Raw genomic sequence first — 12,766 nt, forward strand, 5'->3', positions numbered from 1 at the left:
TTGGCAGCCGTCGGTGCAGCCGCCGCGCTGCAAGCAGTCTCGGAGGAGTACCGGACATGGGTTACGATCGCGGCAAGCTCGAAGCGTTGCGCCGCAAATATGGCGAGAGCCATGGCGGCGAGATGTTCGACCCGAAATTCCGCAAGGTCGCCGACAAGATCTTCAGCAAAAGCGGCACCCGGCTAGCGCCCTATTCCGGCATCCCGACCTTCCTTGCCGCGCCGTACCGGCAGGTGGCGGCCGACAATCCGGATTTCGGCGACTTGCAAGTGGCGATGATCGGCGTGCCGATGGACCTTGGCGTCACCAACCGGCCGGGCTCACGCTTCGGGCCGCGGGCGCTGCGCGCCATCGAGCGCATCGGCCCCTACAATCACGTGCTGGAATGCGCGCCGACGCATGAGCTGCGCGTCGCCGACATCGGCGACACGCCGTTCCGCAGCCGTTACCGGCTGGAGATCAGCCACGAGGACATCGAAAAGCGCACCAACCAGATCGTCGACGCCGGTGTGCTGCCGCTTTCGGTCGGCGGCGACCACTCGATCAGCCATCCGATCCTGAAGGCGGTCGGTAAGCAGGCTCCGGTCGGCATGATCCATATCGACGCCCATTGCGACACCAGCGGGCTGTTCGACATGACCAAGTTCCACCACGGCGGACCGTTCCGCAACGCGGTCCTGGACGGCGTGCTCGATCCCACCCGCACGATCCAGATCGGCATTCGCGGCTCGGCCGAGTATCTGTGGGAGTTCACCTATGAATCCGGCATGACGGTGGTCCATGCCGAGGAGGTGACCGGCCTCGGCATACCCGCCATCATCGAGAAGGCGCGGAAGATCGTCGGCGACGGCCCGACCTACATCTCCTTCGACGTCGACAGCATCGATCCGGCCTTCGCCCCGGGCACCGGCACGCCTGAAGTCGGTGGGCTGACGACGCGCGAGGTGCTCGAGCTGCTGCGCGGCCTGAAGGGCCTCAACATCGTCGGCGGCGACGTCGTCGAGGTGGCGCCGCAATATGACGCGACCACCAACACCGCCCATGTCGGCGCGCAAGTCCTGTTCGAGATCCTGAGCCTGATGGTGTTCAGCCCGGCAATCAAGAAGGGCTGACACGAGAGCGTTTCACCGCTTCATGGAAACGGCGAACCGCTTCGTTTTTACGCAATTCCGGACGGAAGCTATGCGAAGTCGCCAAGCGTAGACCGCTTCCCGCTTTTCCTGGAATTGCTAACCAGTACGGCCGTCGCGCTGGAGCCGGCGGCCGGTTTCAACAACAAGCTTCCAGCAGGGGAACTAAAATGATTGTTCGCAACACACTGAAATCCGCACTTGCGGCACTCATCATGCTCGGCGCCGCCGGTCTTGCCTCGCAGGCCAAGGCCGACGCCATCGACGACATCACCAAGGCCGGGGCCATCAATGTCGGCATCTTCTCCGACTTCCCGCCTTTTTCCTCGGCCAGCGCCGACATGAGCATCAAGGGCTATGACATCGACGTCGCGCAGGCGATCGCCGATTCCTTGAAGGTGAAGCTGAACCTCGTCAGCGTCACCGGCCAGAATCGCATCCCGTATCTCACCGACAAGCGCGTCGATATCTTGATGAGCGTCGGCTATTCGAAGGAGCGCGAGCAGGTGATCGATTTCGCCGCCGCCTACGCGCCCTATTACATCGCCGTCATCGGCCCGGCCGAGCTTGCCGTCAAAGGCAAGGACGACCTTGCCGACAAGTCGATCGCCGTCAATCGCGGCACGCTGGAGGATACCTCGCTCACCCAGGCGGCGCCCGCCTCGGCCGACATCCGCCGCTTCGACAACTACAATTCCGTCATCCAGGCCTTCATCTCCGGACAGACGCAGCTCATGGTGGTCGGCAACGATGTCGGCGCGCAGGTGCTGGCCAAGCAGGTTGCATTGAAGCCCGAGCAGAAGTTCCAGCTGCTGACCTCGCCCTCGCATATCGGCCTCAACAAGAACGAGGACAGGCTGAAGAAGGCGGTGAACGATGCGGTCGCCAAGATGCTGGCGGACGGCAAGCTGGACGAGAGCTCGAAGGCCTGGCTGAAGACGCCGCTCAATCCCGACAACCTCAAGGATTGATCCCCGGAGCGGTTCAGCGCGCATGAAGCGCTGAACCGCTCCCGTACTTGCTTCTTGCGCTACACGCTTTCCAACAGGGCCAATCGCGATGGGCTACAGCCTCGACTTCGGCTGGCTTGCGGGTGCAGCGGGCGCGATCGCGCGCGGCGCGGCGATGACGCTGCTTCTGATCGTCGTCACCACGCTCGCCGGCACTTTCCTCAGCATCCTGGGCGCCGCCGGCCGCCGGAACGGCCCGAGGCCGCTCAAGCTGGCGATCGGCTGGTATGTCGAGGTGATGCGCAACACGCCGTTCCTGGTGCAGCTGTTCTTCATCTTCTTCGGCCTGCCCAGCCTCGGCATCCGACTCGATCCGATCCTGGCCGCCATGCTGGCGATGACGCTCAACATGGCGGCCTACACGATCGAGATCGTCGGCGCGGGTCTGGACGCGGTGCCGCGCGGGCAGACGGAGGCAGCGCTTGCGCTCGGGCTCAGGCCCAGACAGGTGTTCATCAAGATCGTGCTGCCGCAGGCGCTGACAGTGATCTATCCGGCGCTGACCAGCCAGATCGTCATCATGATGCTGGAATCGGCGGTGGTGTCGCAGATCGCGGTGCGTGAACTGACCTACGAGGCCGACATGCTGCAGGCGCGCACCTTCCGCGCCTTCGAAACCTATCTGGTGGTGACCATGGTCTATCTCGGCCTGTCGATGGGGCTGCGCCGGCTGCTGGTCAGCGGCGGACGCCGCGCACTCGGAGCCGGCGTGTCATGATCGAATTCACCCTCTGGGACATATTGCGCAACCTTCTGCTCGCCGCGCGCTGGACGGTGCTGCTGTCGCTTGCGGCCTTCGTCGGCGGCGCGCTGGTCGGGCTGGTCGTGCTGTTCTTCCGCATAGCCAAGAACAAATGGATCAAGCGGATCGCTTCCGGCTATATCGCGCTGTTCCAGGGCACGCCGCTCCTCATGCAGCTTTTCCTGATGTTCTTCGGCCTGCCGATGTTGGGGCTGCGTATCGAGCCATGGACCGCCGCGGCGCTCGGCCTCACCTTCTTTGCCAGCGCCTATCTCGCCGAGATCTGGCGCAGCGGTGTCGATGCGCTGCCGCGCGGCCAGTGGGACGCCGGCGCCAGTCTCGGACTGCATTATCTGCAGGAACTCAGGCTGATCATCCTGCCGCAGGCCTTCGCCATCACGCGCGCCCCGACCGTCGGCTTCCTGGTGCAGCTGATCAAATCGACGGCGCTGACCTCGATCATCGGTTTCGAGGAGTTGGTCAGGACCTCCAACGCCATCAACAACGCGACCTTCGAACCCTTCACCGTCTACGGGCTGGTGGCGCTGATCTTCTTCGTGATGTGCTTCCCGCTGACGCAATATGCGCGGCGGCTTGAGCGTGTCGCCGCACACTGAAGGTCGACGAGGGCCGCCGCCTGACCGGCGGCCGCTCTTCTCAATGGCTGAACGACAGCGCCGGCGCGATGCGATCGCGCCGCAGCCAACGGACGAGCAGGAGCACCGCCACCACCGCCAGGCCTGACGAAAGGCCGATCCAGATGCCGACGCCGTTGGAGCCGAAATGGAAGGCGAGCAGCACGCCGAGCGGAAGGCCGACCCCCCAATAGCCGATCGCGGCATAGATCATCGGCACCTTGGTATCGTGCAGGCCGCGCAGCATGCCGGCGGCCACCGCCTGCGCGCCGTCGAAGATCTGGAACAGCGCGGCAAACACCAGGAAGGACACGGCAAGCATGATCACCCTGGCATTGGCCGGATCGGCGAGATCGATGAAGGCGCTGATCAAAAGATGCGGCCATAGGATCATCACCAGCCCCATCAGCGCCATGAAGGAGACGCCGATGACAAAGCTGGTCCAGCCGGCGCGCGAGACGCCCTCGGGATTGCCGGCGCCATGTGCCAGGCCGACGCGCACGGTGACCGCCTGGTTGAGGCCGAGCGGCACCATGAAGGAGATCGAGGCGATCTGGATGGCAATCGCGTGGGCTGCCAGCGAATCCGCGTCGATCAGACCCATCAGCAGGGCTGCCGCATTGAAGATCGTCACCTCGAAGGCGAGGATGCCGGCGATCGGCAGGCCGAGCCTCAGCAGGCCGCGGAAGCGCGGCCAGTCGGAGCGCCAGAAGCGGCCGAAGAGGTGATAGCGGCGGAATTTTTTCTCCAGCACCACCACGGCCGCCAGTCCAACAAACATCAGCATGCTGGAAAGCGAGGTGGCGAGGCCCGAGCCGGCGATGCCCATCGGGCGGACGCCGAGGTTGCCGAACATGAAGACCCAGTTGAAGAAGGCGTTGCAGGCGACGGCGACGAAAACGATGATCAGCGCCCAGCCGGGCCGCTCCAGCGCCGAGATGAAGGAGCGCAGCACGATATAACCGTAAAAAGGCAGCACCGCCCATTGCAGCCAGTGCAGGTAGATGCCTGCCTGGTGCGCGAGGTCCGGCTTCTGCCCCATGGCCAAAAGCACTTCTTCGCCATGCCAGAGGAACAGCCAGATCGGGATCGAGACGAGGACCGCCAGCCAGAGTCCTTGGCGCACGGTGCGGCGCAGGTCGCGCACCGAATGGCGTCGGCGGCCGAGCTCGGTCGCCATCATCGGCGAGGTGGCGAGCATCAGGCCAAGCCCGAAGATCAGCGGCATGAAATAGAGGTTGGAGCCGAGCGCGCCGGCGGCCAGCGTGTCGGGTCCCAAACGGCCCATCATCATGACGTCGGTCGCGGTCATGGCGGTCTGGCCGAGATTGGTGAGCACCATCGGCCAGGCAAGCGACAATGTCGCCCTGATTTCCTGACGCCAAAAATTTTCCGGCGCGCGAGCGCCGGCTTCGATCGCAGACATTTTCCGCTCTTCAGACCACGGCGCGTCGGGACAACGCCCGGAAGCCGCACGCAAACGGCGCAAAATGGCGCCGTTTGCGCCGTCTTGTGAACGAAATGCGACATATTGGCAAGGAGGAGGAGCGGCGACCTATTGAGCCAGCGGGAAGCGCAAGAGCCGAGCCTTCTATTGGATGGTGTCGAGCGCCTGCCGCTGGCGGTGCATTTCGAGGAAGATGCGATAGTCGCGGTCGAAGCGAGCGCCGGCGGCCGGATTCGGGGGCCGCGTCCTGCCGCCCTGCTGCATGGCCACGCAAGCGGCGTTCAGGTCGGGGTAAAGCCCAGCGGCGGTCGCAGCGACCATTCCGGTGCCGAGCAGCACTGCCTCGTCGGCCAGCGGCTCGATGACGGTGCAGCCGGTGGCATCGGCATAGAGTTCCATCAAGAGCGGGTTCTTGGTGTGGCCGCCGGTGACGTGCAGCGTGTCGATCAAATAGCCGTTCTCGTTCAGCGCCTCGAGCACATGGCGCACGCCGAGCGCGATGCCGACGGCGGTGCGCCAGTAGAGCTTGCACAGGCTGTCGAAGGAGGAATCGAGTGTCAGCCCGCTGACGACGCCAACCGCGTGCGGGTCGGCGAGCGGCGAGCGATTGCCGTGGAAATCCGGCAGCACATGCAGCCGCGCCGCCAGCGCGTCGCCCTCGGCGGCGCGCAGTTCGGCGACGCGCTTGGCGATCCTGGCATGCATTGCCGCATCCGGCTCGCCGCCGGCGCCGTGCCAGCGGATGATGTGGTCGAGCAGAGCGCCGGTCGCCGACTGACCGCCTTCCGACAGCCAGAGCTTTGGCAACGCCGCGCCATAATACGGGCCCCAGACGCCGGCGAAGGGCTGCGGATCCTGCGACATCGCCATGACGCAGGACGAGGTGCCGGCAATCAGCGCCAGGTGCCGGCTGATGTCCTTCTCGTCGCCGGCGAAGCCGCCGAGCACGCCGAGCGCGCCGGCATAGGCGTCGATGACCCCGGCGCCGACCCGGCATTTTTCCGTGAGGCCGAGATCTGCCGCCGCATCGGCCGTGAGTTGCCCGATATCGGTGCCGACGGGGCTCGCCTTGTCCGGAAGATTGCCATGTTCGAAGAGATCGCCGATGCCGACGAGCTTGAAGAAATCGCGCCGCCAGCCCGTCTCCTCATGCGCGAGATACGTCCATTTGGCCGTCAGCGTGCATTGCGAGCGGGCGAGAGATCCGGTCGCTTTCCAGGTCAGGAAATCGGCGAGATCGAACAGATAGCCGGCTTCATTCCAGGTGGCGGGCAGGTTGCGCTTCAGCCACATCAGCTTCGGCGTTTCCATTTCCGGCGACATCACCCCGCCGATATAGTCGAGCACCGCATGGCCGCTTCTGGTGCATTCGTCAGCTTCGGCGATGGCGCGATGGTCGAGCCAGACAATGGTGTCCCAGCGCTTCTCGCCGGTGACCGAGACGCTCAGCTGATCGCCCCGCCTGCCGCGCACCACCAGCGAGCAGGTGGCGTCAAAGGAGATGCCGACAATATCCGATGCGGCGACGTTCGTCTTCTCGCGCGCGGCCCGCACGGCGGCGCAGACTGCCGACCAGATATTTTCCGAATCGTGCTCCGCGTGATCGGGCTTAGGCTGGTGCATGGCAATCGGCCGCTCGGCGCGGCCGAGCAGGTTGCCATGCGAGTCGAGAATGCCCGCGCGAGCGCTCCCGGTGCCGACATCGACCGCGCAAACGAAACTCGTCAAGATGCTTTTACTCTCGCTCCCAGGTCTGCAATCAGGTCGGGCAATTGCAGCATGTCAGCGAATATAAAGTGCGGTTCGGTCGACGCAAGCCGCGCCTTGAGCGCGGGGTTGTTTGCATGCGATCCGCCGGTGAAGGCAAAGACGCGCATCCCCGCCGCCCGCGCCGCGGCGATGCCGGCCGGGCTGTCCTCGATGACAAGGCATTTGCCCGGGTCAGCGCGCATCGCGGCGGCGGCATGGAGGAACAGGTCCGGCGCCGGCTTGCCGCGCTTGACCATGGCGGCGCTGAAGAGGTGCGGCTCCAGCAGGTCCAGCAGGCGGGTGACCTCGAGCGCGTAGCGGATGCGCTCCAGCGTGCCGGAAGAGGCGACGCAATGGGGCAGGCCAAGCTTCGGCAGGATCTCCTTGATGCCGGGGATCGGCTTCAGCTCCTCGCGGAACTTGCGCATCAGCTCGACGCGCATGGCGGTGAGATGCTGGTCGCTGATCTCCAGGCCGAAATCGCTGCCGAGGATCTCGCGCACGCTCTTCATGCTCTTGCCGAGGAAATGCTCGTAGGCGGCGTCCTCCGAAACCGTGCCGCCGGCGAGCTCGATCATGCCCAGCAACGCGGAAACCGAAAGCGCCTCGCTGTCGACCAGCACGCCGTCACAGTCGAAGATGACCAGCTCGGGCGTCATTGCGGCTGCGTCCAAAGAGCTTCAGAGCTTATCGGCGAGATAGCGCGTCAAGGTTTCGCGCGCGCCGTTCGCCCACAATTCGTTCAGCGCATGGGCGAAGGCTTCGGCAAAGACGGCGGAGCGGCCGACATCGCCATAGATGTCGTCCATCGCCAGCCAGGCCTCGGGCGAGTTCTTCGCCGCTTTGGCGGTCGCCTGCATCCGGTTCCAGTTCGGATCGTTCGGCTCGATGACGGCGCCGCTGTCGGTGGTGCCGAAGCAGTAGCGGCACCAGAGCGCGGACTCCAGAGCCAGGCCGGCAATACCTTTCCCCGCCTTCAGCCGGTCCGCGGCGGTCGGAATTATGAATTTCGGCTGGCGGTTGGAACCGTCGAGGCAAAGCCTTCGGATGGTGTCGCCGATCTTGGGGTTGGAGAAGCGGCGCTCGATGAGTTGGTAGTAATCCTCGAGCACCGTGTCCGGCACCGGCGGCACGGTGGGGATGATCTCGTCGCGCTCCAGCTTGGCGAGGAAGCCGCGCACCAGCGGCTCCTGCATCGCCTCATGCACGAAATGGATGTCCATCAGGCCCGCCGGATAGGCGATTGCTGCGTGGCCGCCGTTCAAGATGCGGATCTTCATCAGCTCGTAAGGCGAGACATCCTTGACGAACTGGACGCCGGCCCGTTCCAGCGGCGGCCGGCCGGCGGTGAAATGATCTTCCAGCACCCACTGTTTGAACGGTTCGCAGAAGACCGGCCAATTGTCCTCCAGCCCGAAATCATTGGCCAGAATGCTGCGCTCGCGATCGGTGGTGGCCGGCGTGATGCGGTCGACCATGCCGTTCGGGAAAGCGACGTTGTCCCTCACCCAGTTGGCCAGAGCCTCGTCGATCAGCCGGGCAAGGCCGATGACGCCGTCGGAGGTGACGTGGCCATTGTGGGGGATGTTGTCGCAGGACATGACCGTGAACGGCACGATGCCGTCGGCGCGCCGGCGCACCAGTCCGGCAAGAATGATGCCGAAGACCGTCTTCGGTGCCGCACCGGGCTGGGCATCGGCAACAATGTCGGGATGGGCCGGATTGAACTTTCCGGAGGCCGGATCGATGAAATAGCCGCCCTCGGTGATGGTCAGCGACACAATCTTGATCGCGGGGTCGGCGAGTTGCTCGACGATCGCCTCAGCATCGCCCGGCATCAGGAAATCGACCATGGCGCCGGTGACGCGGGCGCTCATATGGCCCTGGTCCTGCTCGACCACGGTGGTCAGCCAGTCCTGCTCCTGCAGCCTGGCGCGGCCGGCCTTCTCGCCCTCGAACACGCCGGCGCCGATCAGCGCCCAGTCATGGCCGAGGCCGGAATTGAACAGGTCGTCGAGATAGACAGCCTGGTGCGAGCGGTGGAAGTTGCCGACGCCGAAATGCACGATGCCGGCCTTCAGCGCGGCGCGATCGTATTTCGGACCGGAAACCTTCGACGGAAGCTTGGCGAGGTTCGAGAAAGAGAGTTTCACGGTCATCTTACTTACCCTTTGGCCGATATGCAGCCCGACAATCCAACCCCCAATTCACCCGCTTGGGGCGAGCGGTGAGGGGCAGCGTCCGTTTGCCGGTATGCGCCCCTCACCTGCCCCGCGACGCGTCCTCCCCGGAGGAAGAGAGGCGCGCTTCCCCCTCAACTCATCCATTGACCGCCATCGACGTTGTAGGTTTGGGCGACAATGTATTCGGCTTCGTCACTGGCGAGGAAAACCGCCATGCCAGTCAGATCTTCGGCTCGACCCATGCGGCCATAGGGCACGCTTTCGCCGACGAGCCTCTTCTTCTCGCCCTTCGGCCGGTTCTCATATTTGGCGAACAGCGAATCGACGTGATCCCAATGCTCGCCGTCGACGACGCCCGGTGCGATGGCGTTGACGTTGATGCGGTGCTTGATCAGGTCGAGTCCGGCCGACTGGGTAAGCGAGATGACGGCGGCCTTGGTGGCGCAATAGACCGCGACCAGGGGCTCGCCGCGGCGCCCGGCTTGGCTCGCCATGTTGATGATCTTGCCGCCCCGGCCAGCAGCGATCATCGAGCGGGCCGCCGCCTGCAGCATGAACAGCGTGCCGGCGACATTGACGGAGAAGAGCTTGTCGTAGCTCGCGCGGCTGATCTCGACGATGGGCGCAAGGTCGAACAAGGCGGCATTGTTGATCAGGATGTCGAGGCCGCCGGCGTTCGCTTCGACGGCTTTCACGCCGGCCTCGATCGAGGACTGGTTGGTGACGTCGAGCCGGATCGCGTAAGCGGCAGAGCCGATATCCTTTGCCGTCGCTTCCGCCGCTTCGAGATTGATGTCGGCAATCGCCACCCTGGCGCCTTCGCGAACATAGGCTTCGGCGAAGGCCCTGCCGATGCCGCGCGCCGATCCGGTGATCAGCGCCGATTTGCCTTTGAGCCTCACTGCGCCAGCGCCTTGCCGTCGGCGCCGAAGCGATGGAGCTTGGCCTTGTCGGGCGTCAGGTAGACGGTGTCGCCGTGCTTGACGGCAACCTCGCCGTCGGCGCGCACATTGATCGTGCCGATGCCATCGGTCTGGACATGCAGGAAGGTGTCGGAGCCGAGATGCTCGGCAACGCCGACCGTCGCCTTCCAGTCGCCGGCCGTGGTCGAGATGTTGATGTGCTCGGGCCGGATGCCGATGGTCTTGGCGCCATATTTGTCGGCCGGCGCGCCTTCGATCAAGTTCATCTTCGGCGAGCCGATGAAGCCGGCGACGAACAGGTTCTTCGGCGTTTTGTAGAGTTCCATCGGCGAGCCGACCTGCTCGATGTTGCCGGCATTGAGCACGACGATCTTGTCGGCCATGGTCATGGCCTCGACCTGGTCGTGGGTGACATAGATCATCGTCGTCTTCAGCTGATGATGCAGTTCGCTGATCTCCAGCCGCATGGTGCCGCGAAGGGCTGCGTCGAGGTTGGACAGCGGCTCGTCGAACAGGAAGGCCGATGGCTGGCGCACGATGGCGCGGCCGATGGCGACGCGCTGGCGCTGGCCGCCGGAGAGCTGGCCCGGGCGCCGCTCGAGATAGTTGGTGAGGTTCAAGACGCGCGCCGCGTCCTTGACCTTCTTGTCGATGGTCGCCTGGTCCTCGCCGGCCATCTTCAGCGGGAAGGCGATGTTCTTGGCGACCGTCATATGCGGGTAGAGCGCGTAGGATTGGAAGACCATGGCAAGCTTGCGCTTGGCCGGCGCCTCGCGGGTGACGTCGCGGCCATCGATGCTGATGGTGCCGCCGCTGGTGTCCTCCAGCCCGGCGATCAGCCTGAGCAGCGTTGACTTGCCGCAACCCGAGGGGCCGACGAACACGACGAACTCGCCGTCCTCGATGGCGAGGTCGATGTTCGGAATGATCGTCGTCGACCCGAAGGACTTGGAGACGTTCTTGAGCGTGATGTTTCCCATGGTTTCCTCCCCGGATTTCGCCCGCCGCTTACGGTTTACTTCACGGCGCCAAAGGTCAGGCCGCGCACCAGCTGCTTCTGGCTGAACCAGCCCATGATCAGAATCGGCGCGATCGCCAATGTCGAGGCGGCCGAGAGCTTGGCCCAGAACAGGCCCTGCGGACTGGAGAAGGAGCTGATGAAGGCGGTGAGCGGTGCGGCCTCGGTGGTGGTCAGGCGGATCGTCCAGAACGCCTCGTTCCAGGCCAGGATGATGTTCAAGAGCATGGTCGAGGCAATGCCGGGAACGGCCATGGGCGTCAGCACATAGATGATCTCGTTCCACAGCGAGGCGCCGTCCATGCGCGCCGCTTCGAGGATCTCGCCCGGGATCTCGCGGAAATAGGTGTAGAGCATCCAGACCACGATCGGCAGGTTGATCAGCATCAGCATGATGGTGAGGCCGATGCGGCTGTCGAGCAGGCCGGTGTCGCGGAAGATCAGATAGATCGGGAACAGCACGGCGACGGCCGGCATCATCTTGGTGGAGAGCATCCACATCAGGATGTCCTTGGTCCGCTTGGTCGGCGAGAAGGCCATCGACCAGGCCGCCGGCACGGCGACGATGAGCGCAAGGACGGTCGAGCCGACCGACAGGATCACCGAATTGAGGAAGAACTTGAAATAGCCGCTCTGCGCCTGCACCTCGGAGTAGCTTTCGGTGGTGCCCGACGGGATCAGGGCGAAGCCCTGGATCGCCTCCTGCTCCGACTTGAAGGATGTGATGATCGTATAAAGGATCGGGAAGAAGATCAGCAGGGCGACGACCCAGGCCGCGACTGTTGCGATCGTCTTGTGCTGGGTGGTGACTGCGCGTGCCATGTCAGGTCCTCCCGTATCGGCGATGTTGGCGGCAGGGTCGACGACCCCCACTCCGGTTTGCTGCGCAAACCACCTCTCCCCCGATCGACGGGGTAGAGGAAGCGCGGGGCTTCGATGCAGGCGTTTCCTCTCCCCCGGGCAGGGGGAGAGGTGTCCCGCGCAGCGGGACGGAGTGGGGGTGGTTCAGCGCAAGTGGCATCGTCTTGCCCCTACTTGTCCAGGTTCCTGCCGACCGCGCGCATGACGAAGAAGGCGACGATGTTGGCGAGAATGACCGCGATGACGCCGCCTGCCGACGCCTGGCCGATTTTGAATTCCAAGAGCGCCTTCTGGTAGACGAGGAACGGCAGGTTGGTGGAGGCGTAGCCGGGACCGCCATTGGTGGTGACCAGGATCTCGGCATAGACCGAGAGCAGGAAGATGGTCTGGATCAGGATGACGACGGTGATGGCGCGCGACATGTGCGGCAGCGTCAGATACCAGAAGCGGCTGAGGAAGCCGGCGCCATCCATCTCGGCCGCCTCTTTCTGCTCACCGTCAAGCGATTGGAGCGAGGTGAGCAGGATCAGCGTCGCGAAGGGCAGCCATTGCCAGGCGACGATCAGGATGACGGCGGTCAGCGGGTGCTGACCGAACCAGTCGATCGGGTTGGCGCCGAAGAAGCGGGCAATATCGGCAAAGACGCCGTATTGCGGGTGCATGATCATGTTCTTCCAGACAAGCGCCGCCACCGGCGGCATGACGAAGAACGGCGAGATGACCAGGATGCGCACGAAGCCCTGACCCCAGATCGGCTGGTCGAGCAGCAGCGCCAAAAGGATGCCGCCAATCACGGTGATCGCCAGGACACTGACGACGATGGTCAGTGTGTTGATGATCGACTGCAGGAAGGCGGGGTTGGAGTAGAAGAGCTTGTAATTGGCGAACCAGACGAACCCATCGCGGATCGGATTGAGCGGGTTGTACTGGAGGAACGAGAACCACAGCGTAAAGACCAGTGGCACGATCATCCAGACGAACAACAGGATCACCGACGGCGCCATCATGAAACGGGCAAGCGAACGGGTTTGCTGAGTAGCCATGACGGTCACCCTCCCAAGGTCAGCC

Annotated in this window: 12 protein-coding genes; 4 read left to right on the forward strand and 8 right to left on the reverse strand. The window is 64.2% G+C overall.

Annotated elements, in window-relative coordinates:
- The first annotated feature begins 56 nt into the window (after positions 1–56).
- The 4 genes from speB to P9254_RS12220 all read left to right on the forward strand — a co-directional run bounded on the left by speB (position 57) and on the right by P9254_RS12220 (position 3,499).
- The gene (gene speB, locus P9254_RS12205; protein ID WP_095782179.1) at positions 57–1,112 is read left to right on the forward strand and encodes an agmatinase; all 1,056 of its coding nucleotides are present in this window, start codon (positions 57–59) and stop codon (positions 1,110–1,112) included.
- A 188-nt stretch (positions 1,113–1,300) separates the two neighbouring features.
- Entirely contained in the window at positions 1,301–2,101 is an 801-nt protein-coding gene (locus tag P9254_RS12210; protein WP_278054955.1) for a transporter substrate-binding domain-containing protein, read from the forward strand.
- Between the two features lie 88 nt (positions 2,102–2,189).
- Entirely contained in the window at positions 2,190–2,858 is a 669-nt protein-coding gene (locus P9254_RS12215; RefSeq protein WP_067323995.1) for an amino acid ABC transporter permease, read from the forward strand.
- Entirely contained in the window at positions 2,855–3,499 is a 645-nt protein-coding gene (locus tag P9254_RS12220; protein ID WP_066999193.1) for an amino acid ABC transporter permease, read from the forward strand. Before P9254_RS12215 ends, P9254_RS12220 begins: the two co-directional genes overlap by 4 nt.
- A gap of 40 nt (positions 3,500–3,539) precedes the next feature.
- On the opposite strand, the gene P9254_RS12225 is transcribed toward P9254_RS12220, so the two are convergent.
- From P9254_RS12225 to P9254_RS12260, 8 genes are all read right to left on the reverse strand, one after another.
- Positions 3,540–4,943: an MATE family efflux transporter gene (locus P9254_RS12225; RefSeq protein WP_278054960.1), complete on the reverse strand. Its 1,404-nt coding sequence runs from the start codon at positions 4,941–4,943 to the stop codon at positions 3,540–3,542.
- Positions 4,944–5,108: 165 nt separating this feature from the next.
- Positions 5,109–6,695 (reverse strand): FGGY-family carbohydrate kinase, encoded by a 1,587-nt coding sequence (locus P9254_RS12230; protein ID WP_095825551.1) that lies wholly within the window; start codon positions 6,693–6,695, stop codon positions 5,109–5,111.
- The gene (locus tag P9254_RS12235; RefSeq protein ID WP_278054961.1) at positions 6,689–7,372 is read right to left on the reverse strand and encodes an HAD family hydrolase; all 684 of its coding nucleotides are present in this window, start codon (positions 7,370–7,372) and stop codon (positions 6,689–6,691) included. Before P9254_RS12235 ends, P9254_RS12230 begins: the two co-directional genes overlap by 7 nt.
- A 21-nt stretch (positions 7,373–7,393) precedes the next feature.
- Complete coding sequence (locus P9254_RS12240) at positions 7,394–8,872, reverse strand: mannitol dehydrogenase family protein (protein ID WP_278054962.1); 1,479 nt, start codon at positions 8,870–8,872, stop codon at positions 7,394–7,396.
- Positions 8,873–9,027: 155 nt separating this feature from the next.
- On the reverse strand, positions 9,028–9,798 hold the full coding sequence (locus P9254_RS12245) for an L-iditol 2-dehydrogenase (RefSeq protein ID WP_278054963.1): 771 nt from the start codon (positions 9,796–9,798) through the stop codon (positions 9,028–9,030).
- Positions 9,795–10,799, reverse strand: a complete 1,005-nt coding sequence (locus P9254_RS12250) for an ABC transporter ATP-binding protein (RefSeq protein ID WP_066999175.1) — start codon at positions 10,797–10,799, stop codon at positions 9,795–9,797. The genes P9254_RS12245 and P9254_RS12250 overlap by 4 nt, the downstream gene beginning before the upstream one ends.
- 35 nt (positions 10,800–10,834) lie before the next feature.
- Positions 10,835–11,659 (reverse strand): carbohydrate ABC transporter permease, encoded by an 825-nt coding sequence (locus P9254_RS12255; protein WP_067323984.1) that lies wholly within the window; start codon positions 11,657–11,659, stop codon positions 10,835–10,837.
- A 209-nt stretch (positions 11,660–11,868) separates the two neighbouring features.
- On the reverse strand, positions 11,869–12,741 hold the full coding sequence (locus P9254_RS12260; protein WP_067324684.1) for a carbohydrate ABC transporter permease: 873 nt from the start codon (positions 12,739–12,741) through the stop codon (positions 11,869–11,871).
- Positions 12,742–12,766: the final 25 nt, after the last annotated feature.

The sequence above is a fragment of the Mesorhizobium sp. WSM4983 genome (assembly GCF_029625765.1).
Taxonomy (GTDB): Bacteria; Pseudomonadota; Alphaproteobacteria; order Rhizobiales; family Rhizobiaceae; genus Mesorhizobium.